This is a genomic window from Candidatus Aalborgicola defluviihabitans (assembly GCF_016705985.1).
GTDB classification, from domain to species: Bacteria; Pseudomonadota; Gammaproteobacteria; order Burkholderiales; family Burkholderiaceae_C; genus Allorhodoferax; species Allorhodoferax defluviihabitans.
In genome coordinates, this window is sequence record NZ_JADJKN010000023.1 from 174,253 (window position 1) to 198,655 (window position 24,403).

The 24,403-nt window shown below is 59.3% G+C and carries 17 protein-coding genes and 2 pseudogenes; 11 read left to right on the forward strand and 8 right to left on the reverse strand.

From position 1 onward, the window contains the following. The first annotated feature begins 4 nt into the window (after nucleotides 1-4). From IPI80_RS16745 to IPI80_RS16780, 8 genes and pseudogenes are all read left to right on the forward strand, one after another. Nucleotides 5-556: a penicillin-binding protein activator LpoB gene (locus IPI80_RS16745; protein WP_413862132.1), complete on the forward strand. Its 552-nt coding sequence runs from the start codon at nucleotides 5-7 to the stop codon at nucleotides 554-556. An 18-nt stretch (nucleotides 557-574) separates the two neighbouring features. Then, complete coding sequence (locus IPI80_RS16750; protein ID WP_413862134.1) at nucleotides 575-1,960, forward strand: PelD GGDEF domain-containing protein; 1,386 nt, start codon at nucleotides 575-577, stop codon at nucleotides 1,958-1,960. Then, the gene (locus IPI80_RS16755) at nucleotides 1,953-2,963 is read left to right on the forward strand and encodes a hypothetical protein (protein WP_413862136.1); all 1,011 of its coding nucleotides are present in this window, start codon (nucleotides 1,953-1,955) and stop codon (nucleotides 2,961-2,963) included. The genes IPI80_RS16750 and IPI80_RS16755 overlap by 8 nt, the downstream gene beginning before the upstream one ends. Next, nucleotides 2,960-4,491 (forward strand): annotated as a pseudogene (pelF, locus tag IPI80_RS16760) (GT4 family glycosyltransferase PelF). Before IPI80_RS16755 ends, pelF begins: the two are co-directional and overlap by 4 nt. Further along, nucleotides 4,491-5,864, forward strand: a complete 1,374-nt coding sequence (gene pelG / locus IPI80_RS16765; protein WP_413862138.1) for an exopolysaccharide Pel transporter PelG — start codon at nucleotides 4,491-4,493, stop codon at nucleotides 5,862-5,864. The pseudogene pelF and the gene pelG overlap by 1 nt, the downstream one beginning before the upstream one ends. A 71-nt stretch (nucleotides 5,865-5,935) precedes the next feature. Then, complete coding sequence (locus IPI80_RS16770) at nucleotides 5,936-7,120, forward strand: spherulation-specific family 4 protein (RefSeq protein WP_413862140.1); 1,185 nt, start codon at nucleotides 5,936-5,938, stop codon at nucleotides 7,118-7,120. 132 nt (nucleotides 7,121-7,252) lie between these two features. Then, nucleotides 7,253-8,444: pseudogene (locus IPI80_RS16775) on the forward strand (acyl-CoA dehydrogenase). Between the two features lie 363 nt (nucleotides 8,445-8,807). Further along, nucleotides 8,808-10,070: a CaiB/BaiF CoA transferase family protein gene (locus tag IPI80_RS16780; RefSeq protein WP_413862617.1), complete on the forward strand. Its 1,263-nt coding sequence runs from the start codon at nucleotides 8,808-8,810 to the stop codon at nucleotides 10,068-10,070. A 33-nt stretch (nucleotides 10,071-10,103) separates the two neighbouring features. On the opposite strand, the gene IPI80_RS16785 is transcribed toward IPI80_RS16780, so the two are convergent. Continuing rightward, nucleotides 10,104-12,056, reverse strand: coding sequence for an ATP-binding cassette domain-containing protein (locus tag IPI80_RS16785; RefSeq protein WP_413862142.1), 1,953 nt, complete (start codon nucleotides 12,054-12,056; stop codon nucleotides 10,104-10,106). A gap of 92 nt (nucleotides 12,057-12,148) precedes the next feature. Between IPI80_RS16785 and IPI80_RS16790 the strand changes: the two genes are divergently transcribed. The 3 genes from IPI80_RS16790 to IPI80_RS16800 are packed head-to-tail and all read left to right on the forward strand — an operon-like array spanning nucleotide 12,149 to nucleotide 14,479. After that, entirely contained in the window at nucleotides 12,149-12,787 is a 639-nt protein-coding gene (locus IPI80_RS16790) for a DUF47 domain-containing protein (protein ID WP_413862144.1), read from the forward strand. Between the two features lie 11 nt (nucleotides 12,788-12,798). Then, nucleotides 12,799-13,812, forward strand: a complete 1,014-nt coding sequence (locus tag IPI80_RS16795) for an anion permease (RefSeq protein ID WP_413862146.1) — start codon at nucleotides 12,799-12,801, stop codon at nucleotides 13,810-13,812. 19 nt (nucleotides 13,813-13,831) lie between these two features. Beyond that, nucleotides 13,832-14,479, forward strand: a complete 648-nt coding sequence (locus IPI80_RS16800; RefSeq protein WP_413862148.1) for a DUF47 domain-containing protein — start codon at nucleotides 13,832-13,834, stop codon at nucleotides 14,477-14,479. Between the two features lie 42 nt (nucleotides 14,480-14,521). On the opposite strand, the gene IPI80_RS16805 is transcribed toward IPI80_RS16800, so the two are convergent. From IPI80_RS16805 to IPI80_RS16835, 7 genes are all read right to left on the reverse strand, one after another. Then, entirely contained in the window at nucleotides 14,522-16,213 is a 1,692-nt protein-coding gene (locus IPI80_RS16805) for a SulP family inorganic anion transporter (protein ID WP_413862150.1), read from the reverse strand. A gap of 166 nt (nucleotides 16,214-16,379) precedes the next feature. Next, nucleotides 16,380-17,489 carry a GGDEF domain-containing protein gene (locus tag IPI80_RS16810; protein ID WP_413862152.1) on the reverse strand — a complete coding sequence of 370 codons (1,110 nt, stop codon included), beginning with the start codon at nucleotides 17,487-17,489 and terminating at the stop codon, nucleotides 16,380-16,382. Nucleotides 17,490-17,675: 186 nt separating this feature from the next. Continuing rightward, a complete protein-coding gene (locus IPI80_RS16815; protein WP_413862154.1) occupies nucleotides 17,676-19,127 on the reverse strand; it encodes a coniferyl aldehyde dehydrogenase in 1,452 nt (483 codons plus the stop codon). 19 nt (nucleotides 19,128-19,146) lie between these two features. After that, a complete protein-coding gene (locus IPI80_RS16820) occupies nucleotides 19,147-21,117 on the reverse strand; it encodes an alkyl/aryl-sulfatase (RefSeq protein WP_413862156.1) in 1,971 nt (656 codons plus the stop codon). Nucleotides 21,118-21,140: 23 nt separating this feature from the next. Beyond that, nucleotides 21,141-22,745 carry a GMC family oxidoreductase gene (locus tag IPI80_RS16825; protein WP_413862158.1) on the reverse strand — a complete coding sequence of 535 codons (1,605 nt, stop codon included), beginning with the start codon at nucleotides 22,743-22,745 and terminating at the stop codon, nucleotides 21,141-21,143. A gap of 233 nt (nucleotides 22,746-22,978) precedes the next feature. Continuing rightward, the gene (locus IPI80_RS16830; protein WP_413862160.1) at nucleotides 22,979-23,452 is read right to left on the reverse strand and encodes an SDR family NAD(P)-dependent oxidoreductase; all 474 of its coding nucleotides are present in this window, start codon (nucleotides 23,450-23,452) and stop codon (nucleotides 22,979-22,981) included. Further along, the gene (locus IPI80_RS16835; protein ID WP_413862162.1) at nucleotides 23,449-24,339 is read right to left on the reverse strand and encodes a sterol desaturase family protein; all 891 of its coding nucleotides are present in this window, start codon (nucleotides 24,337-24,339) and stop codon (nucleotides 23,449-23,451) included. Before IPI80_RS16835 ends, IPI80_RS16830 begins: the two co-directional genes overlap by 4 nt. Nucleotides 24,340-24,403 lie beyond the last annotated feature (64 nt).

Below are 24,403 nucleotides of genomic sequence, written 5' to 3' on the forward strand. Positions count from 1 at the left end.
CAACATGCAACACCACACCACCATTTTGCGACGCCTACGCATCCTCTGCCTTGCCAGTGGCATGTTGCTGCTTGGCGCATGCTCCACTTTGGACCGGGGCGCAGCCCCAACACTTGAGCGACAAGCCAGCTGGGTGGTGCTCCCTTTTGCCAATCACACTGAAACGCCATTGGCGGGCAACCGTGCAGAAGCCATCGCACTGGCATTGCTGCACGCGCAAGGGGTTGGCAAGGTGCAGCGATATGAGTCCACCGCGCAGCAAGAGGCCCTGTTTGATACGGCTGACAGCAAGCGCCAGCAAGATGCATTGGAATGGGCCCGCGAGCGCAAGGCACGTTATGCCCTGGCGGGTGCTGTGGACGAGTGGCGCTACAAGGTCGGCGTGGATGGTGAGCCTGCTGCTGGCGTTACCCTGCAGATCATCGATGTGGCGTCCGGCGACATTCTGTGGAGTGGTACCGGTGGCAAGAGCGGCTGGAGCCGTGAAGCACTTTCGGCAGTAGCCCAGAAGCTCATTCGCGACCTGTTGCGCTTTGGCCTGTCTGGCGCGCGCTAAAGCTTGATACCGCAGCCCATGAGCAGTCCTGTCGAGAACCCCGCGCCGCGCCGCCAGATGGCTGGTAATGAGGCGTCTGCGGCGCCGGCGAGCAGGCCCGCGCACTGGCCATCCACGCTGCTGGGCAAACTAACGACCGCAGACATTCGGCCCTGGGCTATGGCAGCAGAGACGTTCCTGCTGCCTCTGATCGCTATAGCACTTGGGTACCTCTGGAATCCAACCGATCCACTCTGGAGTCAAGGTGCATTCCCCTGGCCATGGCTGACTCCTGTCATTCTGGCGCTTCGGTATGGCCCCTTGGCAGGCTTGGGCGGTTCTGGCGTCCTGCTGCTCGGTTGGCTTGGTTTCAATGTGGGTCACTACGACGACTTCCCCCAGATCTACTTTCTGGGGGGGTTGATTCTGGTGATGTTGGTGGGCGAGTTTTCCAGCTTGTGGCAAGCACGCACCCGCCGCGCTGAAACCTTGCAACTGTATCTGGACCAACGGCTTGAGCATTTGGTGCGTCAGTATTACCTGCTGCGTCTATCGCATGACCGTCTGGAGCAGGAGCTCATTGGCCGCCCCATGTCCATGCGCGATGCGCTGTCCACCTTGCAAGAAGTGGGCAGCACTACACAGGGTCCCGAAGCACTGTTGCGGCTCCTCGCACAGTACTGCCAACTGGAAACTGCCGGGCTGTACGCGGCCGTCGACGATCGCGTGCATTTGACGCCACTGGCCAGCCTGGGCGCGGTGCAGCCGGCGCTGCAAAGCGATCCTCTGGTGCAACAGGCCATCGAGTCGCGCAGGCTTTGCCACATCAGCCAGGCGCTGGCAACACAGCAGCAAAGCCGCTACCTGGTTGCCGCACCCCTGCTGGACTTGGGCGGTGAGCTGTACGGCCTGCTGCTAATCGAAGAAATGCCATTTTTCTCACTGCAGGCAGAAAACCTGCAGACCATCAACCTGCTGCTGGGCTATTACACCGACGGGCTATCCATGCAAGCATTGGCACAGCCCGTCCTGCAGGCCTTGCCAGATTGCTCTGCACAATTTGCCTTTGAAGCGCAGCGTCTATCGCATATCCGATCCACCACGGGGGTTCCCAGCATCATCGTAGCGCTGGAGTTCTTGCCCCGCGCCATTGCGCGTGGTTTGCCGCAGCAACTCCAGCGCCTCAAACGCGAACTGGACGAATACTGGCTCATCGCCACCCCGCAGCGGCAAATACTGGCCATGTTGATGCCCTTGGGGAATGCCGCCACTGCCGAGGGATACATCCAACGGCTGGAAGCGTGGTCGCAGCAAAATGGTGCCCAACCCTTGGCCGCCGCTGGCGTGTTTGCGCATGTCATGCCGCTGAACGCCGACAACCCATTGGCGTTGCTGCAACGCATCCACGATCTGGCGCATGGTTAACTTCAAACTCGGCATCGCGGCGGTTTTGCTGGAGCTCGGTGCCTGGAGCGGTCCTGCGCTGTTGAACGGCCAGGCTGACAGTGCATTGGCCAGCTATTTGGTGGTGCATGCAATCGCCTGCGTGCTGCTGTCGGTTTTCCTGTTTCCGCTTTTATTGAACCAGCGACCACAGGCGCGGCTTCCCATTTTGTTGCTAATGGTGGCATGCAGCTATGGCATTCCCATTGCGGGCTTCTTCGGCATGCTGGCAGCAGCTATCGTTTTGCGTCTGTACCGTACACCTGCCACGCATGCGGATTTCGACTCATTGCAAATGCCGGAATTTGACCAGCACCAACGTCGCCAAGGCCATTCCCGCCATGCAGGTTTACGTTCTTTCTTGGGCAATATCCATGCGCCACTGGATGCGCGTTTGCGCGCTATGGTGGCATTGCAGTATGTCTCGGGGCGCACCGCATCGCCACTGCTGCGCACAGTGTTGAGCGATCCAAGCGAAGACTTGCGACTGCTCGCTTACGGCATGCTCGATACACTTGAAAAGCGCATTAACAGCAGCATTGACGTCGAAATGACAGCTCTGCATGCTGCCCAGGAGGAAGATGGCCAAACGGGCGCACGCACGCTGGAATCAGCGCAACGCCTGTCCGATTTGTATTGGGAATTGATCTACCAAGACCTTGTGCAGGGAGACTTGCGCAAGCACGCGGCCAAGGAATCCCTGCGGTACTGCGAGTGGGTGCTGGCGGAACACCCCCACAATGCACAGATGTGCCTACGACGTGGTCGCCTGCTGCACGAGCAAAAACGCACTGACGAAGCCGCGCTTGCTTATACGCGGGCCCGCGAACTGGGTTTGCCCGCCAGCCGTGTGCTGCCCTACCAGGCCGAATTGTGTTTTGAGCAGAAGGACTTTGGACAGGCGCGCACATTGATGCAAGAACTGGGGCAATGGAGTGCACTGCCGCGCCTGCACCCGGTGGTGGACTACTGGAGTGCGCCATGACCACGCCCAAGGCCGAAAGTGCAGACGTGGCGCTGGTGCTGGAGGGCACCTTTCCCTACGTGAGCGGCGGTGTCTCCAGCTGGATCAACCAGATCATTCGTGCATACCCCGAAATACGTTTTGCCATCGTATTTTTGGGGAGCCGCCGCGCAGACTACAAGGCGTTCAAATATGCGCTACCTGACAACGTGGTGCATTTTGAAGAACATTACCTCTACGAAGACCTCAACGCGCACCACCAGCCCGCCATGCGCAGTGGCGACCCCGAAGCGTTCGATTTGGTCAACCAACTGTTGGATGCCCTGGGTCACGGCGCCGACAACGTTCAGACCATGCACATTCTTCGCCAACTGGTGCTGGAGATGCGCCCTGGCGGCAAGCTCAAACTAGAAGATTTTCTGTACAGCCAACGCGCGTGGGAGATTATTTGCACAGCCTACCGGGACCATTGCAGCGATCCCTCATTTGTCGATTTCTTCTGGACGGTACGCATCATGTTTCAGCCGCTGTGGTTACTGGCACGTGTGGCCACCGAGCTGATTCCTGTACGTGTGACGCACTGCGCCTCTACGGGCTACGCGGGCTTTCTCGGTGCGTTGCTGGAGCAAACGCGGGGCACGCCGCTGATTCTGTCCGAGCACGGCATTTACACCAAAGAACGCAAAATCGATCTATTCAAAAGTGAGTGGATTCGTGACAACCGCAATGTCTTTCAACGCGACCCCACAGAACTGTCGTACTTCCGCCAAATGTGGATACAACTTTTTGAGTGGATGGGGCGCTACTGCTACGCATCTGCCAACCCGATCATTGCCTTGTACGAAGCCAATCGCCTGCGCCAAGTGGCTGATGGCGCCATGCCCGAGCGCACCTTCAATATTCCCAACGGCATACAGCTTGCGCGTTTTGCGCCCCTGCGTGCGCAGCGCCCGGCCACGCCACCACCCGTGCTGTGCCTGATCGGTCGGGTCGTCCCCATCAAAGACATCAAAACCTTTGTGCGCGCCATGCGGCGTGTGGCCAATGAACTTCCGGGTGCCCAGGGCTGGATTGCCGGGCCTGCCGAGGAAGACCCGTCCTACGCAGAAGAATGCCAGAGTCTGGTGCGTAGCCTGGGCCTGGAAGAAAACATTCATTTTCTGGGCTTCCAAAAGGTCGAAGATTTGATGCCACGCATTGGCCTGGTGGTGCTCTCGTCGATCAGTGAAGCGCTTCCGCTGGTCCTATTAGAGGGATACGCCGCCGGTGTGCCTGCCGTGTCCACTGATGTGGGCTCCTGCCGCCAACTGGTAGAAGGGTTGACGCTGAAGACCAGGCGCTGGGACATTCGGGGAAAATTGTGCCCATTGCGGACCCGCAGCAGCTGGCCGACGCCGCACTGTCGCTCTTAACCGATCCTGTTGCCTGGCAGGCCGCCAGTCTGGCCGCCATCGCGCGCGTTGAGCGTTACTACACCGATACCATGATGTTCGACCGCTACCGCGCGGTCTACGAAAAGGCCTTTCAACAGGCCGCTGGGGTTCACTGATGGCAGGCATCGGATTTGAATTGCGCCACATGCTGCGCAAAAACACACTCCTCAGCGTCGTGCAGGCCTACGCCTATGCGGGTGTGATCGGATCTGGGCCCTGGGTGTTTTCCATTGTTGGCATTCTGTTGATTGGTATCTTCAGCGCCAGCGTGGTGGTTCCAGGCTATTTGGTCACGCAGTTTCAGACATCGGTCACCTACCTGGTTGCCAGCAGTCTGATTTTGACAGGGCTGGTGCAATTGGCCTTCACCCGCTTTATCTCTGACCGTCTCTTCGAAAAGCAACAGGAACTGGTACTTGCCAACCTGCACGGCCTGCTGCTGATCGTGATGTTGGTCTCGGGTGTTTTGGGCAGTGTGGCACTGTTCGTGGTGCTTCCCGGTCAAGGGCTGCTGTACCGCCTGCTCATGTTGGCTGGTTTTACGCTGATGTGTGGGGTCTGGATACTGACGGTTTTGCTGTCTGGCATGAAGCGCTACAAAGCGATCGTGGTGCTGTTCGGGCTGTCTTATTTGCTTATTGTGGCGGGTGCTCTGTTCATGCGCCGTTGGGGGCTTGAAGGCTTGCTGGGTGGTTTTGTACTGGGCAACTACGTCTTGCTGGCCGGTATGTGGCTGCTGGTGGTGCGCGAATTCAACCCCACGGGCAGCTATATAGCCTTTGACTTTCTGCGCCGCAACATGCTCTATCCGTCGCTGATGGCGATCGGTCTGCTCTACAACTTGGGTATCTGGGCTGACAAGTTCATGTTCTGGTACTTCCCGCCGACCTCGCAGGCCATCATTGGAGGGTTGCGGGCTTCGTTGATATACGACCTGCCAGTGTTTCTATCGTACCTGTCGATTATTCCGGGCATGGCGGTTTTTTTAGTCCGTATTGAAACTGACTTTGTGGAGTACTACGACAAGTTTTACGATGCCGTGCGCAGCGGTGGATCGCTGGGATACATTGAAACCATGCGCGATGAGATGGTCTACTCCATTCAGCAGGGCTTGGGCGAAATTGCCAAAATCCAGACGCTTGCGGTCCTTGTGACCTTTGTTGCCGGGCCCGCACTGCTAGACGGCCTGGGTATCTCGCGCTTGTATTTGCCGCTGCTGCATGTGCAGGTTATTGGGGCCGGATTGCAGGTGGGTCTCATGGCGATTTTGAACGTGTTCTTTTACCTGGACCAGCGCCGCATCGTGTTGTTGCTGTGCATGGAGTTTGTGCTGCTAAACGTGGTGTTGACGGGCCTGACCATGTACTTTGGCGCAGCGTTTTACGGCTACGGTTTTGCACTGTCCACCCTGATTACGCTGTCCACCGGCCTGGCTTTGCTGACCCGCAGCCTCAACCAGCTGGAATACCGCACCTTCATGCTGCAGTAAGCCGCGTGCGGTGCATCACCATCCACTTTGCCCTGCACAATGGCGGGCAACCCATTCACTCTTTGTTTGCCATGCTCCCAACCAAACCCAGTCTGCGCTTGTGCGCTTTCTTCTTTGCCGCACTGCTGGCCTCCTGCGGTGGCGGAGATTCGGGCAACGTTACGCCACTGCCACCGCCACCGGTGGTGGCGGTCACCGTCCAAATCACGGCTCCTGGCGCGCTTGACAACGTTTTCACGGCTGGCACACCAGTTGCGGTGCGCGCCAGCGCTGCGGTCAACGGTGTTGCGGTGGCCGATGGCACGGTGGTGCGCTTTTCCACGCCATCGGGCACTTTTTCACCAGTCGCACCGGGCAGCCGCACAGGCGTGGCTTCAACCACGCTGACCAGCAGCGCAACGGGCCCACTGCAGATCAATGCAACGGTTGCTGAGACCGATCGCGCCGGCACGGCTACGCAAACCATCTACCAGCGCCCGACGCCTGCGCGCATGGAGATCCTGGTGCCGGCCTATTTTTACCCATCCACGCGCTCTGCGTGGAACACGCTCACCACGAGCGCCGCCGCAAACCCGTTGGTGACCATCTTGGCGATCATGAACCCCAACGATGGCATTTTCACAAGCGCGGATGCCAACTTCACGCGCGCAACCACGCAGTTTGTCGCGGCCGGTGGCAAAGTGCTGGGGTATGTCTACACCGGCTATGGCAAAGGCGGGCGCTCCATTGCCGACATCAAGCTCAACATCGACCGCTACCTGCAGCTGTATGGCCGTGAGCGCATCAGCGGCATTTTTCTGGATGAGATGGCCAGCGAGCCCCAACGGCTCGACTTCTACCGGGAAATCTACAGTTACATCAAGAGCTTAGACCCCAGCCTGCGGGTGGTAGGCAACCCGGGCATGGTTCCGGCTGCGCAATATGCCAGCGTGGCGGATACCCTGGTGGTCTTCGAGAGTACAGCATCCGACTACCAAAAGTTCGACCCCCGCCCGCAAAACGCATGGCTGTATAGCTATGCAAACCAAACGCAGGCCATGCTCGCGCACAACACCGCCAGCTGCGCTGCCATGCAAACTGCTATGCAAGCAGCCGCTACCGCGCGCAACAACGCAGGGCTGGTGTACGCCACTGACCGCGAATACAACTTCGCCACCGACGTGGGTAACCCTTGGTCCGGACTCCCTGCTTATTGGGAAACTATGGTCAGCACCGTGGACGCCATCAATCGCGGTGCCACATTGCCCCGCTGCTAGCGCCACCGCACAAGGTATGCGATGAACGCATAGCTGAGTGCAGAACAATCGTTTGTGCCCGACACAGTTCAGCACTACCATTTGCCATCATTTCGTCTTATCAACTGACAAACACTGGAAAGGTTCGCGCCCATGGCCCACGCAACATTCAATTGGCAAGACCCTTTTTTACTGGACAGCCAGCTCAGTGACGACGAACGCATGGTGCTCGACGCTGCAGCCGCCTATTGCCAAGACAAATTGTTGCCCCGCGTCACGCAGGCCTTTCGCGATGGCACGACGGACCCCGCCATCTTCCGCGAGATGGGCGAATTGGGCCTGCTGGGCCCCACCATCCCCGAGCAGTATGGCGGCCCCGGCCTCAACTACGTGGCTTACGGCCTGATTGCCCGCGAGGTAGAGCGTGTAGACAGCGGCTACCGCTCCATGATGAGCGTACAAAGTAGTCTTGGTGATGGTGCCAATTTTTGAATTTGGCACTGAAGCACAGCGCCAGAAGTATTTGCCCAAGCTGGCCACGGGTGAGTGGATTGGCTGCTTTGGCCTGACCGAGCCGGACCACGGCTCCGACCCCGGCTCCATGGCGACCCGCGCGCACAAAGTGGCCGGCGGCTACAAACTATCTGGCAGCAAGATGTGGATCAGCAACAGCCCCATTGCCGATGTGTTTGTGGTCTGGGCCAAGGAAGTTTCAGAAGGCGGCCAAGTTGGCCCGATTCGTGGCTTTGTGCTGGAAAAAGGTATGCCGGGGTTGAGCGCCCCTGCTATCCACGGCAAGGTGGGTTTGCGCGCCAGCATTACCGGCGAAATCGTCATGGACGGTGTGTTTTGCCCCGAGGAAAACGCTTTCCCCGAAGTGCAAGGCTTGAAGGGTCCCTTCACCTGCCTGAACAGTGCCCGCTACGGCATTGCCTGGGGTGCCCTGGGTGCGGCCGAAGACTGCTGGCTGCGCGCCCGCCAATACACCATGGACCGCAAACAGTTTGGCAAACCCCTGGCGGCCAACCAGTTGATCCAGAAAAAGCTGGCCGACATGCAGACCGAAATTGCGCTGGGCTTGCAGGGCTGTTTGCGTTTGGGACGCATGAAGGATGAAGGCACCGACTCGGTCGAGATCACGTCGATTTTGAAACGCAATTCCTGCGGCAAGTCGCTGGACATTGCGCGGTTGGCGCGCGACATGATGGGTGGCAATGGCATCTCCGATGAGTTTGGGGTGGCGCGGCATTTGGTCAACCTTGAAGTCGTTAATACCTATGAGGGCACGCACGATATTCATGCGCTGATATTGGGTCGGGCGCAGACGGGGATTGCCGCGTTTTAGTTCTTTCTTGCTTTGCCTTGCAGGAGGCTTTCTGAACACACCCCCTATCCCCCCCGCCCCTTTCCACCCTCGCCAGGGCGGAAAGGGGAGCCGAACAGCCATATTTGGCCGCGTGTTTTAAGGGGGCACGTACAACCTGGTGATGGGGGCTCTTTTGGGTGCGCAGTGACTAAACCGGCGCGCGGCACAGTTTGTAGCGTTGGCAATTGAGTGTGTACGCCCCTTGTTTCAAGACGCGGCCAAATATGGCTGTTAAGGCCCCCTCTCGCCCGGCGGGGCGAGAGGGCGGGGGGAGAGTGGGGGAAGTGAGGAAGACCCCTGCAAGGCAAACCCACAAACAAGCCACAACAGGTAAAAGACATGATGACCGAAGCAGACCAAACAACCCAAGGTGCCCTACCCCACATCAAGGTCCTGGACCTCTCCCGAGTGTTGGCCGGCCCGTGGTGCACCCAAATGCTGGCCGACCTGGGTGCCGACGTGGTCAAGGTAGAAAAACCCGGCGAAGGCGATGACACCCGCCACTGGGGCCCTCCCTTCCTGCAGGATGCTGACGGCAACGCCACCCAGCACGCCACCTACTTCACCGCCTGCAACCGCAACAAGCGCTCGGTCACCATCGACATGGCCCACCCCGAAGGCCAGGCGCTGATCCGCCAGATGGCGTTGCAAAGCGATGTGCTGGTGGAAAACTTCAAGGTGGGTGGCCTGGCCAAATATGGGCTGGACTATGCAAGCCTGAAGGCACTCAACCCGCGCCTCATCTACTGTTCCATCACCGGCTTTGGCCAGACCGGCCCCTATGCCGAACGCGCCGGTTACGACCTGATGATCCAGGCCATGAGCGGCATGATGGACATCACCGGCCGTGCCGACGGCACACCGGGCGGCGGCCCGCAGCGGGTGGGTGTGGCGCTGACCGACCTGTTCACGGGCGTTTACGCCTGCAGCGCTATCCTGGCCGCGCTGGAAGTGCGCCACCGCACCGGCGTGGGGCAGCATATCGACATGGCGTTGCTGGACGTGGGCATGGCCACGCTGGCCAACCAGGCGGCAGGATTTTTGAACACCGGCAAGGTGCCGCAGCGCCAGGGCAACAGCCACCCCAGCCTGGCGCCTTACCAGGACTTTCCCACGGCGGATGGCTCCATGCTGCTGGCCATTGGCAACGACGGCCAGTTCGCGCGCTTTTGCGAAGCCGCAGGCCAACCGCAATGGGCGCAAGACGCCCGCTACGCCAGCAACACGCTGCGCGTAACCCACCGCGAGACCTTGATTGCGGCCATGCAAGCCGTCACGCGCACGCGTACCACTGCCCAGTGGATTGCGCTGCTCGAAGACAAGGCGGTACCGTGCGGCCCCATCAATACGATTGGGCAGGCTTTTGCCGATGCCCAGGTTCAGGCCAGAGGTTTGGTGATTAATCAGCCTCTAGCCCTCGTCAATACTACGAATAAAGCTATTCAATCAATAGCAACGGTGGCCAGCCCTTTGCGTCTGGTGGATACGCCCCCGGTGGTGCAGCGCCCACCCCCAGCGTTGGGCGAGCACACCGATGCGGTGCTGGCCGGCTTGGGGCTGGATGCGGCTGCCATTGCCGCGTTGCATCACCAGGGCGTGGTGTAGCTGGCGGGTATCGCGCGCCAGCCGGGGTTGAACTCAGGCGGGCTTGCCCAGTTCTTCCCAGCGCTCCAGCGTTGCCATCAGCAGCTCGTCGATCTCGGCGCTACGGCTGGCTAGCTTCATGGCACGCACGTTGTCGATGGCATAGAGACTGCCATCAGCCAAGGTCTCAGCGGCAATTTTTTGTTCGGCTTCCAACGCAGCAATTTGATCGGGCAGACCGTCTAATTCGCGCTGCTCCTTGAAGCTGAGCTTGCGCGTTTTAAGTGCAGGGGCTGCGGGCGCCAGCGGAGGCGTTGGCGCTGCAATTTGCTCATTTTTCAATAGCTGACTACGTAGACTTTGCGAGGGCTTGCTGCCTTTTTGACCCTTGATCTCGCTGGCGCGCCGGCTCTGGATCAGCCAGTCTTCCACGCTGCCCTCGTACTCGCGCCAGCGCCCATCGCCCTCAAACGCAATGGTGCTGGTGACCACGTTGTCCATGAAGCTGCGGTCATGGCTGACCAAAAACACCGTGCCGTCGTAGTTCTGCAGCAGGTCTTCCAGCAGTTCCAGCGTGTCAATGTCCAGGTCGTTGGTGGGTTCGTCCAGCACCAGCACGTTGGCAGGGCGGGCAAACAGGCGCGCCAGCAGCAAGCGGTTGCGTTCGCCGCCCGAGAGACTGCGCACCGGCGAGTTGGCGCGGGCTGGTGAGAACAAAAAGTCGCCCAGGTAGCTCTTGACGTGCTTCTTCTGGTTGCCGATTTCGATCCATTCCGAGCCGGGGCTGATGAAATCTTCCAGCGTGGCGTCCAGGTCCAGCGCGTTGCGCATCTGGTCGAAGTAGGCCACCGTCACATTGGCGCCCAGGCGCACCGTGCCCCAGGGGCTGTGGCCGGGTTCGGGCTTGGGGGCGTTGGCGGGGGCCGGGTCGGGTTGCAGTTCGCCCAGAATGAGCTTGAGCAGGGTGGTCTTGCCGGCGCCGTTGGGGCCCAGCAGGCCAATCTTGTCGCCGCGCAGAATGGTGGCAGAGAAGTCGCGCACGATGCATTTTTCACCAAAGGATTTGGTGACGTGGGTCATCTCGGACACCAGCTTGCCGCTGGCCGCGCCGCTGGCCACATCCATCTTCACGCTGCCTTGGGCGTTGCGCCGCGTGGCGTGCTCGGCGCGCAGGGTCTTCAAGCGGTCGATGCGGGCCTGGGCCCGGGTACGACGCGCCTCCACCCCCTTGCGGATCCAGACCTCTTCCTGGGCCAGCAGTTTGTCGGCCTTGGCGGTGATGACGGCTTCCTGTGCCAGTTGCTCGGCCTTTTGGGTCACAAAGGCACCAAAGTTGCCGGGGTAAGACAGTAGTTGCCCACGGTCCAGTTCGACAATGCGGGTGGCCACCTTGTCCAGAAAGGTGCGGTCGTGGGTGATGGTGATGATGCTGCCTTTGAACTCCACCAGCAGGTCTTCCAGCCATTCGATGGAGTCCAGATCCAGGTGGTTGGTGGGCTCGTCCAGCAACAGCACGTCCGGCGCCGACACCAGGGCCTGGGCCAGGGCCACGCGCTTTTTGGTACCGCCGGAGAGGTTGCGCACCAGCGCCTGAGGGTCCAGGTGCAGGCGGTGCAGGGTCTCTTCCACGCGCTGCTCCCAGGTCCAGCCATCCAGAGATTCGATCTCGCTTTGCATGGCATCCAGGTCGCCGTGGCCCAGAGAGTATTCTTCAATAAGGGCTCTAGCCCTCGCCAAACCTACGCTAACTGCTTCAAAAATAGTAGCATTCGCATCGAGCTGCGGTTCCTGCGCCACAAACGCAATCCGGGTGTTGTTTTGCACCTGCAGGCTGCCGTCGTCGGGCTTTTCCATGCCGCCCAGGATTTTGAGGAGGGAGGATTTGCCAGCGCCGTTGCGTCCGATCAGACCCACGCGCTCGCCGGTTTCGAGTGAAAAGCCTGCGTGGTCCAGCAGGGGAACGTGCCCAAAAGCGAGTTGGGCGTCAAGTAAGGTAATCAGTGCCATGTGGTCAGGATTATCGCCGCGCTCAGGGGTTACCATTAGAGGCTTCCTGGCGCGGGCACACCGTAGCGCCCGCATTCCCACTAGGAGTTTCCATGTTTAGTAGCCTGATGCCGCAGCGCGCAGAATTTTTTGAGTTGCTCGCGGCACACTCGGACCGCGTGGTGGCTGGTGCCAACGCAACCCTGAGACTCATGAATGGGCTGGGTGTGGGCACCGAAGACATTCCCGTTCTGGTGGCCGAGGTCAACATGAACGAACAAAGCGCCGACAAAATCAAGGCGCAGGTGATTGCGCTATTGCACCGGTCCTTCACCACCCCCATCAACCGCGACCAGATCCACACCCTCACCATCGAGCTGGATGCCGTGCTGAACGCCTTGCAGGCCGTGGCCAATGCGGTGGGGATGTACAACATTCTGGAGTCCACCGTCGAGTCGCGCGAAATGGCCTCCCTGGGCGCTGACGCCTGCATGCGCCTGAACCGCGCCGTGATTGCCCTGCCGGACAAAAAACGCAACTCCGAGACGACGGAGCTGTGCAAGGAGATTGACGCCATCGAGTCCCGCGCCGACCGGGTGCAGCGCAAGGCGATTACCCAGTTGTTCCGCGATGGCGGCTCGGTCTGGACGGCACTCAAGATGCGGGAGTTCTATGCCCTGCAGGAAGAGGTTTTGGACTGCTGTGAAGATGCAGCCAAGACCATTGAAGAAATCCTGATCGAGAATTCCTGAGAGATCGCCCCATGGAACATCTAAATATCAGCATGTGGTCGCTGGTCCTGCTGATTGCCGTTGCGTTTGCCTTCGACTTCATGAATGGCTTTCATGACGGCGCCAACTCCATCTCGACCATTGTGGCCACCGGGGCACTCACGCCCAAGCAGGCCGTGCTGTTTGCCGCCGCCTTCAACTTTATCGCCCTGTGGGTGTTCCAGCTCCATGTGGCCGCCACCATCGGCAAGGGCACGGTGGACCCGGCTTATGTGGACCATTTCGTGATTTTTGGCGCCCTCATGGGTGCGTTGTCGTGGAACATCATTACCTGGTACTACGGCATTCCGTCCTCATCCTCGCACGCCCTGGTCGGCGGGTTGGTGGGCTCCACCGTGGTCAAAGCCGGCGGGCTGGCACCCATTGTGTGGAGCGGTTTTGGCAAGATTTTGTTGTTCATCATCGTGTCGCCGCTGATTGGGTTTTTTCTGGGCGGCATGCTGATGGTGCTGGTGGCGTGGACATTTCGCAAGAAGTCGCCGCACCAGGTCAGCAACTGGTTTCGTTACGGGCAATTGTTTGCTGCTGGTGCCTACAGTTTGGGCCATGGTGGCAACGATGCGCAAAAGACCATCGGCATCATCTGGTTGTTGATGATCACTGCCGGGATTGCCACGCCAGACGTTGCCAGCCTGCCCAACTGGGTGGTGTATGGCTGCTACGGCGCCATAGCCTGGGGCACCTACCTGGGGGGCTGGCGCATCGTCAAAACCATGGGCAGCAAGATCACCAAGCTCAATGCGGTGAGCGGCTCCTGTGCTTCCATGGGTGGGGCCATCAGCTTGGGGCTGGCCACACTGGCCGGCATTCCCGTGTCTACCACCCACACCATCACCGGAGCCATTGTGGGCGTGGGAACCGCGCAGGATGTAAGGGCGGTGCGCTGGGGGCTGACCTTCAACCTGGTGATTGCCTGGGTGCTCACCATTCCGGCCTCGGGTCTGATCTCGGCAGCGTTTTGGTACGTGGGCCGCAGCTTCCTCTGATCCGTTCCAAGAGACCACCATGCTCAACAATGTCATTTCGCAGCGCAGCACCTTTTTCATTCTTCTGGCGGCCCATACCGATCGGCTGGTGGCAGGCGCCAGTGCTACCTTGCGTCTGATCACCGGCCTGGGCAACGAGGGTCACCAAACCGCCCTCTTGATTGAGGAAGTGAACCTCAATGAAACCAGCGCCGATGCCATCAAGGCCGATTTCATCCGGCTGTTGTACGAGTCTTTCACCACGCCCATCAACCGCGACCAGTTGCATACCCTGATTCTGGACCTGGACCGCGTGCTCAACACCCTGCAAAGTGTGGCCAATGCGGTCAACATGTACAACATTGGCAACTCCACGCCCGAGGCGCGGGCGCTGGCCTCACTGGCCTCGGACGCCTGCCTGCTACTGAACCGTGCGGTGATTGCATTGTCTGATCGCGAGCAGGCCCCGCGCCTTGCCGTGCTGTGCCCGCAGATTGATGCGCTGGAGTCCCAGGCCAGCGACCTGATGCGCGAGGCCATCACCAAACTGTTTCGTGAAGAGGGCGACGAGCAGGCCGCCTGGCACGCCATGAAAATGCGCCGCTTCTATTTCACGCAGGTAGCGGTTCTGCATGGTTGCAAGCGCGCCGCCCACACCATGGAAGAGATCCTGCTGGAAAACGCCTGAGCGGTTGCGCGCGTGTGGGCAAGGGCACGGCCCACTGCGCATTCAGGAACGCTGCTCAAAGGCCTGCGCGGCCTTGCCCACCGACACAAAAAATTCCTGTGGCTCCAAAAGTCCCCGTGCGTTTAGACGTTGCAACTGCTCGCGCAAGGGGCGCGGGCAGTCGGCAAACTTCAGCTCCACACCTTGGGCCAATAATTCGCGTTGCAATTGGGCCAGCTTTTCGCCGGCTGTGATGTCGATATCGGTGATGGCCTGGGCATCAATCACCAGCCACCGGAGCGTGGGCCCGGCTTGTTCTGCCAGGGTTTCAATGTGGTCCAACACATGGCGGGCATTGGCAAAAATCAGCGGTGCATAGGGGCGGTACACCAGCAGGCCGGGGATGTATTCGCCTTCGTCGTCGTTCTTGCAGTCATGAAACTTGCCGTCAACCGCCAAGCGCCGCAGCACGGCTCCACCGGGCCGTGAAATTTCCACCAACACCGCGATCAGCGACACCAAAATCCCCAGGATGATGCCGGGCACTACGCCGGCCACCAAAATAGCCCCGGTTACCCCCATGGCAATGCCAAATTCCACCCGGTCAATGCGCAGCAAGTGGTGCAGTGGAGCCAACTCCAGCATACGAGCCGCCGTCACCAGCAGAATGGCAGCCAAGGCCACGGTGGGCAGTTGGTCGATGGCACTTGTCAGAAACAGCAAAAAAAGTAACAAGCCCGCAGCTGCCACCAGCTGAGCCACCTGGGACCGCGCACCCGTACCATCGGCCACTGCTGTACGCGACTGGCTGGCAGATACGGCAAAACCTTGGCATAACGCAGACAACACGTTGGCCACGCCCAGCGCCACCAACTCCTGGTTGGGGTTGACTTCGTCCTGGTGTTTGGCGGCAAAGGTTTGCGCCAACAGAATGCCATCTGAAAACGTCAAAAAGGCCAGCGCCAATGCTGCGGGCGCCAGCGCGTTGATGTCGCTCCACGACATTGCAAACGTGGCCGGTTGCGGCAGACCGCGTGGCACGGCGCCCGCCACGGTGATGCCGTAGCGCTGCAGGTCCAACACCTCGGTGAGCACCACTGCCACGGTGCAGGCCACCAGGGCGCCCGGTACCTTGGGCAACCAGCGCGCCAGCCCCCACAGCAGAGTGATCAGACCCAGGCCCAGCATCATTGTGGGTGCATGAACGGCGTGGATTTGGGACAGCAGGGACTGGATATGCGGGATGAAGGCATCACCCACGGTCGTGATCCCAAACAGCTTGCCCAACTGGGTCGCCAGCAGCAACAGGGATGCACCGTTCAGGTAGCCCACCAAAACAGGGCGTGACAGCAGGTCGGCCACATTGCCCAACCGCAATTGGGCTGCCAACAGCAGCAGTGCGCCTGATAGCAAGGCCAACTCGGCGGCCAGCAAGGCCACGCGGCCAGCGTCACCGGCAGCCAGCGGCAAAATCACCGAGCCTGCCAGCAGACCGATAGCGGCGTCGGGCCCGGCAATGACCTGGCGGGAACTGGAAAACAGTGCATACCCAATACAGGCCGCCAGCGCCGCATACAGGCCGGTAACTGGCGGCAAGTGCACCAGCTCGGCGTAGGCCATGACCGAGGGAATCATCACCACGCAAGTCGAAAGACCTGCCACCAGGTCGTGGCGAAACCAGGCACGCGGATACTGCTTGAGCACTGCGAGCAGAGGCAGCCAGTGCAGGTGGGTGGCGTTGCGTTCGTCGTGCATGGTGTTGTTCCATTATCCAATGGGTCCTTGCGAGGGCTGGTGTCATGCGGGCATGCCGGGTCATGCGTAGAACCAGTCCCTACGGCTCTTGCGCACGCGGTGCTTTGGAACGTTCTGGTTTGCCAGTCTGCTGTCGGCAGACACTCTGACTACAGCCGTCCTCTAATCATCCGCCTGTCGCTACGCAGTTACGGCCCAGGTGTTTGGCTTGGTAAACCCCCATGTCGGCTGCCTTGAGCAGGTCTTCCAGACTGCGCATGTTGGCGCTGCGTACGGCTACGCCCACGCTGATGCTGCCTTGCCAGCCTCCATCGCCAGCAGGCACGTACAGTGCAGCAACTTCTCGGCGCACTTTCTCGGCCAGTTGCAGCATGCCGTCCAGTGGGGTGTCGATGCAAACGATCAAAAATTCATCGCCACCGAGGCGGCATACCAGATCATCGTTGCGCACCGCATGGCTCAGTTGCACCGCCAGGCGGCATAAGACCTCGTCTCCCGCATCGTGGCCCTGCGTGTCGTTGATGTGTTTGAAGCCATCGGCGTCCAACAACATGCACGCCAGTGGTGCGCCATGGTCGTCGGCTCTGCGCCACTCTCGCTCCAGTGCAAGCAAGGCATGGCGTCGGTTGGGCAGGCCGGTCAGTACGTCGGTCATAGCCATATTCTCCAGGCGCAGATTGGCGTCTGATAGCGCGTGGGTGCGCTCAACAACCCGCGCCTCTAGTGTCTGGTTCAGCTCTGCCAACTCGCGGTTGCGTTCGGAGACCTGTTCAAACAGCCGGTTCATGGCCTGCAACAGCGTGGCTGTGGCCGGGTCGTGTTCCTTGCGGTGGGCTGCAAAGGCGGCTTCTTGTGACATGCCGAGTTGGGTGGCCTCCACCAGCCGTGCCAGTAACTGGTCAGAGCCCAGAATATGGTAAGCCAGCCAGTTGCACAGGTACTGCAGCAGTTCGCTGGCCTTGCCACGCTGGTTGCTGGCCGCGCCGGTTCGCATGAAGGCAACATCCACCAGAAACTGGGCGTGCTCCTTTTTCTGGTGCGCAAAGTGGCGCGAGTCAATGGCATGCTCTTGCATCAGGAGCTCTTCTTCGCTGAAATGGTAGGCGGCGTAGTCTGCCAATTCCGCAAACACGCGTTCCATTTCTTCGCCGGTGCTGCCTTCGGGTCGCAACAAGAGGTCGCCAAATGCGTTGATGATGTCCACCAAGCGGTGATGCTGTTCATCAACGGTGGGTATGCCGGTGACGAAACACGTATCCCAACGAAACGATTCCATGGGGCCCCTCTTTAAGCGCTGGAACGAGTCTATTGCATTCCCCGCATGGTTGTGGGGCCGTATGCCAAAACTTTTCCCGCGTCGGCACCGTTGTGCACAGCGGCAGCGAAACAGAGCAGTGTTTGCAATTTTCGAAAGTTGATGGATATGGTGCGACTCTCATCAACGCATGGGTACTCTCGGTAATCAGGTCTTCCACCGGATCATCAAGTTCAGAATTTTCATGGCCCGGCCCGCATAGGGTGGCTGGAACAGCATCTGAATGGCAGAGAACGGGCCCTGGTAGAACACCGGGCGCAATTTGGAGAAGGTGTTGAAACCTTCAATCGCATGGTAGTGGCCCATACCGCTGGGGCCGACGCCGCCAAAGGGCAGGTCGTGCTGGCCTACATGCAACAGGGCTTCGTTGACGGACACACCGCCCGACATCACGCGCGAGATATAGAAACGCTGTAGTTCCTTGTCGTTGGTTAACGGATAGATCGCCAGCGGGCGGTCATGGCTGTTGATGTAGCGGGCCACTTCCATTTGGCCTTTGTACGTGCGCACCGGCAGGATGGGGCCGAAGATCTCACGCTGCGACAGAATCATGTCGGCCGTGGGGTTCAGCACCAGGTGCGGTGGGAATTTGCGGGCTTGCGCGTTGGGTGTTTGCCCTTCTGACAGGTTGACCAGCGTAGCGCCCTTGGCGCGTGCATCCTCAAGAGTACCTTGCAGTCGCTCATACGAACGTTGGTCGATGATGGACGTGTAGTCGTTGGCGTTGATATCCGGAAAGCGCTCGGCAAACAGGCGCTTGCAGTGCGTTGCAAACTCATCCACCTTGCCTTCGGGGATGAACACGTAGTCGATGTTGGTGCAGATCTGGCCGGCGTTCAACATCTTGACCCACATGATGCGTTCGGCGGCGGTCTTGATGGAGAAGTCAGGCCCGACGATGGCGGGAGCTTTGCCACCTAACTCCAGTGTGACGGGTGTCAGATTGCGTGCCGCATTGGCCATGACCGCGCGGCCTGTAGTGCCAGAGCCTGTGAACAGCAGGTGGTCGAACGGAATGCTGGAGAACGCTGGTCCGCGGCCACCGCCGTCTTCAAAGAACTTGAGCTTGTCTTCCGGGAAATACATGGGGCTGATTTGCGCAAGCAACAGCGCCAAGTGGCGCGAGTTCTCGGACATCTTCACCATGGCCCGGTTGCCCGCAGCAAAGATGGCCGCCAGCGGGGAGAAGGTCAGGTTCAGCGGGAAGTTCCAGGGCACGATGATGCCCACCACGCCCAGCGGCTGCGGGATGACTCGGTTGGACGCGCCAGGGTAAGTCAACATGTCGATGTGGCGGCGCTGGGGTTTCATCCACTTCTTGAGATTTTTGGACGAATCCTTGATGGTTTCCAGCACCACAAAGAATTCGGCAAACAGGGTTTCAAACTCGGAGCGACTGCCATAGTCCGCGTTAATGGCCGCCACCAGTGCCTCCCGATTTTCTTTGAGCATGCGCGAGAGGTTCAGCAAATCCTGGCGGCGCTCGGCCAGCGTGGGCTCGGGGTGCTCCAGGTAGGCCGCGCGTTGGGAGTCAAAACATTGTTGGAACTCAGCGGGGATTTGCGGCAAGTCGAGGTAGGGTGTGGTGGGGGCGTTCACGGTGACTCCTTGTTGATCATTACTTGGTCACGATGGCAAAGTTGCCAGGTGCCTTGTCGATCAGGCCAAGAAAGCGTACCAAGTCGATCTTGCTGCCATCTATCTTCAGGTCATCGCTGAGCAAAGTATCTTTCACGCCGGCAGTACCTGCCATCATCTTGATGAAGATGGATTTGGTCAGTGTCAGGGTGGCATTGGCATCTGTGTCAGGCGCGGCTTTCTTGTAATGCAGCACGGCATTTTCAATCCAGAGCACATACGATTCCTTGATATCGCTGAGGACCAGGTTGACCTTCAGATTTTTGCCATCGGCTGCGGGACCGTCCAGGCCTGCCGCCATCGCCTCCAGGAAGCGCTCCACCGGGGTTTGCATCAGCATTTCAACAAAGCCTGCGCGGCTGACACCCTTCGCAGGAGGGCCGTTGCGCAATTCGGCGGCTCCCGTCAGGTAGCTGTTGCGCCAGGTCGCAGATTCGGACATATAACCCATTTGGTCATACGTCTTGGCCAGCAATTCCTTGGCCGCTTTGCTGGAAGGATCGCCAAATACGGCTTGGTTCAGCAGTTCTGCCGCCCAGCGATATTCGCCTTTGTCATAGGCGGTCTGCGCTGCCGCTACCGCCTTATCGGCACCACCCAAAAGCTCCAGATAGTGTTTGGCAGCCTCCTGCGGAGGCAGCGGATTCAGGGTGGCCGGGTTGCCGTCATAGGCGCCCAGGTAAAACTGGTAGACCGCCCGCACGTTGTGGCGCAGGTCGCCGTAGTAACCGCGTGCGCCAAAGTGATCTTCCAACGACTTGGGTAGTTTGATCTTGTCGGCAATTTCATTGCGGGTGTAACCCGCGTTGATCAGGCGCACGGTCTGGTCGTGGGTGTACTTATAGACATCGCGGTGCGCTTTGATGAAGTCTTGGATATGCGCATTGCCCCAAATGGGCCAGTTGTGTTGACCGAAATACACCTCGGTGCCCGCCGTTTGCTCCAGCGCCTGTTCCATGTACTCGGACCAGCGCAGGGCGTCGCGCACCTTGGCGCCGCGTATGGGTAGCAGGTTGTGCATGGTTTGTGTCAGATTTTCGGCACCGCCGTAGGCCTTTTTCTCTGGAATGAAGAAGGTCAATTCGGCAGGGGCTTCTGCACCGGGAACGTTGTGGAACACAAAGTGCACGCCATCCAGCGTCAGCTCTTCGGTGGGTTTGGTAATGAGTTGGGTAGGCGGCAAGATGCCGAAGGTGCCATAGACCACGTTCTTACCCAGGCCGGTGTCCACATTGCCCTTGGCCGAGAGTTCCAGGTCGCGCCCAAACTGGTATATAGAGCGGCGGCCCATGGCCGTGCCAACCATCACGTTTTCGCTGGTGGCTTCTTCCATAAATCCTGTGGGTGCAATCACCGGCACTTTGCGTTCGCTGACCTCCTGGGGCGTCAGCACGCCCAGCGCACCACCAAAGTGGTCGATGTGACTATGGGAGAACACCAAAGCGGTGACGGGCTTGTCACCCAGATGTTGGCGCGCAAAAGCCATGGCAGCGGCGGAGCTTTCGCGAGTGGTCAGGGCATCCACCACGATCCAGCCCGTTTTACCTTCAATCAACGTGATGTTGGCGACGTCAAAACCGCGCAGCTGGTAGATGCCGTCAGTGACCTTGAAGAGACCGATCTCGGCATTCAGGCGGGCGTGACGCCACAGGCTGGGATTGACGGTATCTGGCGACTGGCCCTTTATAAACTGATAGGCGTCATAGTCATACAGCACACTGCCGTCTGCAGCCAATAATTTGCCTGTGGGCTTGGCGACAAAGCCGCGCTTGGCATCTTCAAAGTCCTGTGGGTCATCGAGCTTCAGATCCTTGGCGAACTGGGCATTGGCGGCCAGGGTTGTGGACGTCGCATCGCTTGCTGTGCCACCGACGCCGCTGTTCTTGGTGCAGCCGGTCATGCTGATGAGCGCTGTCAGCAACGCTAAATTGAGTATGTTTTTTGCTTTCATAGAATGGCTACTAAAGGTTTGTTCTATTTGCTGGCACGGATCAGGTCGGCCGCCTTTTCGCCAATCATGATGCTGGCGGCGTTGGTGTTGCCACCAGTCAGTGTGGGCATGATGGATGCGTCGGCAACACGCAGGCCATCGACTCCTTTGACGCGTAATTGCGCATCGACCACGGCCATCGGGTCGCTATCGGGGCCCATCTTGCAGCTGCCCACGGGGTGATATTGGGTATCAGCGCGGTTGCGAATGTCCTGCTCCATGGCCTTGGCATCGTCCACCCGCACCGGATACAACATCTTGCGGCGCACGGATGCAAAGGCACTGGATTCCATGATGCGTTGCTGCATCTGGCCGCCTTTGACCAGCAATTGGGTGTCGCGTTCGTCTGACAGGAAGCGCGGATCGATGACAGGCGACACGCGTGGGTCGGTACTTTGGAGGCCTACGGTACCGCGGCTGAAAGGGCGCAGCACATCCACGTGGCACGAAATTCCATGGCTGATATGCATCTTGCGCGCATGGTCATCCACCAGGGCCAGCACGAACACCAATTGCAGATCGGGAATGGCGACGTCCGGGTGGGACTTGAAAAATGCACCGGCCGAGGCAATGGCGCTGGTGATCATGCCGGTTCGGTGGCGGCGCCACTCCCACATGGCGGCGAAGGTCTTGAACATGCCGCGTGGCATGGCGCCAAAGGTGGCGGTGTTGCTGGGCACGTACCAGCTTTGCACGTAGTCAATGTGGTCCTGCAGGTTCTTGCCCACGCCAGGCAGGTTGTGGGCAACGGCAATGGCATGCGGTGCCAGATCTGACGCGTCACCGATACCTGAGAGTTGCAACAACTGGGGCGACCCGAAGGCGCCAGCGCTGAGCACCACTTCGCGGCATGCGCGCACGGTTTGCAACTGGTTGCCCTGGTAGAACTGCACACCGGTGGCGCGGCGTCCTTCCAGGTTGATCTTGGCGCTTACCGCGTGGGTGATAACCTTGAGGTTGGGGCGGTTCAGGTTGGGGGTGAGGTAGCCTTTGGCCGCGCTGCATCGCTCGCCATTTTTGTGTGTCACCTGGTACAGGAAAGAGCCCTCTTGCTGCGCGCCGTTGTAGTCGGGGTTCAGGGGGACGCCGTTTTGCGCGGCAGCATCCAGAAACATCTGGCTGAGGGGACTGTCAAAGCGCGGATAGGTCACATTCAGCGGACCACCCTGGCCGTGGAAGGCGTTCTGGAACTGTTCGTTGTTTTCCGAACGCTTAAACAGTGGGAGCACCTCGTCGTAACCCCAGCCAGGGTTGCCCAGCGATGCCCAGTGGTCGTAGTCCCAGCGGTTACCGCGCACGTAGAGCATGGCGTTGATGGAGCTGGAGCCACCCAGCGTTTTGCCACGCGGCTGGTAGCCACGGCGGCCGTTCAGCCCGGGCTGGGGTACTGTCTCATAAGCGTAGTTGTTGATCTTGGTGGGCACCATGGCCACCACGCCAGCGGGGGCGTGGATCAGCACGCTGCTGTCCGGTCCACCGGCCTCCAGCAGGCACACGCTCACCGACGGGTCTTCACTCAAGCGAGCCGCCAATACACAGCCCGCTGAACCCGCGCCAACGATCACATAGTCGAATTTCATTTCTGTCATCGCATAACCTTCAAATAACTATCGATACCGTCGTTAGGCACCTCGGTGGAATGTGAAATTTCAGTAGGCATTTGTCTAATGCTTTTATTTCGGCAATGCCGAATGGGTAAGGTCCGAGTCCATACTTTTTGATCCAGGGAGCGTGGATGTGGCACGCGCCGTTCATCGCCCACCCGTCACGGGAATCAATGCCCCTTGTATTGCACGACTTTGCTTGCTCATCAGAAAACACATTACGTTGGCGATGTCGTCGGGTCGAACCCAGTCACCTGGGTTAGCAAGGGCATGGCTTGCCGGTTGGCGGGTGTATCGATGATGGATGGCAACACCGCATTGACGCGGATACCTTCAGGGCCCAGTTCGGTAGCCAGGCTTTCTGTCAGGTTCATCACTACTGATTTGGACGCGGTGTAAGCGCTCATGCTGGCACTGCCATGCAGTGCCGACAGGGCTCCGACGTTGACGATGCAACCTATTTTGCGCGCCTTCATGCCCGGCACTACGGCTTTGATGACGCTGCATAGGGTGGCAACGTTGCGCTGAAACATGGCATCCCATTGCGCATCGTCGGGGTCATGGCCCATAACCCCCACGGCAAAACCACCGGCGATATTGAGCAATGCATGGATGGGGGGCAACGCTGCAACCAGGGCTGACACCGCCTGGGCGCCGGTGATGAGAATGTTTTGACCGTGTAAATTCATCATGTCGATGTCACAGTCGACGTGGGTGCTTGCGAGTCGTCGTAGGGGCGGCCACCGAATTTCAGCGCTGTATGTTCACGACGCGATTGAAAGAAGGGGTAAAACATCTGGTGGTACCAGCGCTCTTGTCCGAAGAGTCGGTCGTCGATCAGCCCCACCTTGGCGGGAAATTTGCGGGTGATATGGGCTGTGCCCAGCAAGATATCCCAGATGAACATCAGATTGCCAAAATTGCCCTTGTAATGGCCAATGCCGTCGTCATTGGTGATGGCATGGTGGGCCCAATGGGTGGCCGGTGTGGAGATGGTCCGCTCCAGCACCCACATCAAGGGACGCAAGGCGCGAATTTTGTACAAGGGCTCGTCCCAGCGCCACGCGCAATGGGCTCCCAAAATGACGGCAATTTTGACGACGATGTAGGCCGCATAGGTCATCCCAAACCCGAGATACACAAAAACACCTGCAATCCATAGCCCCGGCATCAGCATGTAGTACAAAAAGTTGTTGCGGTAGGTGACGCGGATGCTCATGTACTCTGCGGAGTGGTGCGCCCGGTGCAGCGGCCACAGCAGTGGCGTGTGCGATGCGCGGTGCCACAGGTATTGGGTCAAATCGTCCCCTACCAGCAGCAGCCCTAGCATGGCCCAAACCGGCCAATTTGCCCATGCTCCGCGCATGTCGGGAATCAGCCAGGCGCATAATTTTCCGGTCACCAAAAGTGCGATGGGTTGCGCGATGGCAAGCAGACTGAGGAACATGAGCAACTCCAGCTTGGTGTCGTTGCCGTTGGCGGTCACGGTATCTTTGTAACGCCGTGACACCCACTCCATGAGTGCGTAGCCAAATATGAGACATACGATCAATATGTTTTGCAGCTTCTGGGGTTCCATGGTCTTGCTCCTGGGTTTGTCTTCCGCTTTTTTTTAGAGCCCGGCGTGCGGATGCTGGGTCCTT

Bases quoted from the DNA above. Each gene is read 5' to 3' on its own strand.
- IPI80_RS16780 (WP_413862617.1), top strand. From the start codon at position 8,808: ATGACCGAAGCAGACCAAACAACCCAAGGTGCCCTACCCCACATCAAG.
- IPI80_RS16820 (WP_413862156.1), bottom strand. From the start codon at position 21,117: ATGAAAGCAAAAAACATACTCAATTTAGCGTTGCTGACAGCGCTCATC.
- IPI80_RS16755 (WP_413862136.1), top strand. From the start codon at position 1,953: ATGGTTAACTTCAAACTCGGCATCGCGGCGGTTTTGCTGGAGCTCGGT.
- IPI80_RS16805 (WP_413862150.1), bottom strand. From the start codon at position 16,213: ATGCACGACGAACGCAACGCCACCCACCTGCACTGGCTGCCTCTGCTC.
- pelG (WP_413862138.1), top strand. From the start codon at position 4,491: ATGGCAGGCATCGGATTTGAATTGCGCCACATGCTGCGCAAAAACACA.
- IPI80_RS16750 (WP_413862134.1), top strand. From the start codon at position 575: ATGAGCAGTCCTGTCGAGAACCCCGCGCCGCGCCGCCAGATGGCTGGT.
- IPI80_RS16770 (WP_413862140.1), top strand. From the start codon at position 5,936: ATGCTCCCAACCAAACCCAGTCTGCGCTTGTGCGCTTTCTTCTTTGCC.
- IPI80_RS16745 (WP_413862132.1), top strand. From the start codon at position 5: ATGCAACACCACACCACCATTTTGCGACGCCTACGCATCCTCTGCCTT.
- IPI80_RS16795 (WP_413862146.1), top strand. From the start codon at position 12,799: ATGGAACATCTAAATATCAGCATGTGGTCGCTGGTCCTGCTGATTGCC.
- IPI80_RS16810 (WP_413862152.1), bottom strand. From the start codon at position 17,489: ATGGAATCGTTTCGTTGGGATACGTGTTTCGTCACCGGCATACCCACC.
- IPI80_RS16830 (WP_413862160.1), bottom strand. From the start codon at position 23,452: ATGATGAATTTACACGGTCAAAACATTCTCATCACCGGCGCCCAGGCG.
- IPI80_RS16790 (WP_413862144.1), top strand. From the start codon at position 12,149: ATGTTTAGTAGCCTGATGCCGCAGCGCGCAGAATTTTTTGAGTTGCTC.
- IPI80_RS16800 (WP_413862148.1), top strand. From the start codon at position 13,832: ATGCTCAACAATGTCATTTCGCAGCGCAGCACCTTTTTCATTCTTCTG.
- IPI80_RS16825 (WP_413862158.1), bottom strand. From the start codon at position 22,745: ATGACAGAAATGAAATTCGACTATGTGATCGTTGGCGCGGGTTCAGCG.
- IPI80_RS16785 (WP_413862142.1), bottom strand. From the start codon at position 12,056: ATGGCACTGATTACCTTACTTGACGCCCAACTCGCTTTTGGGCACGTT.
- IPI80_RS16835 (WP_413862162.1), bottom strand. From the start codon at position 24,339: ATGGAACCCCAGAAGCTGCAAAACATATTGATCGTATGTCTCATATTT.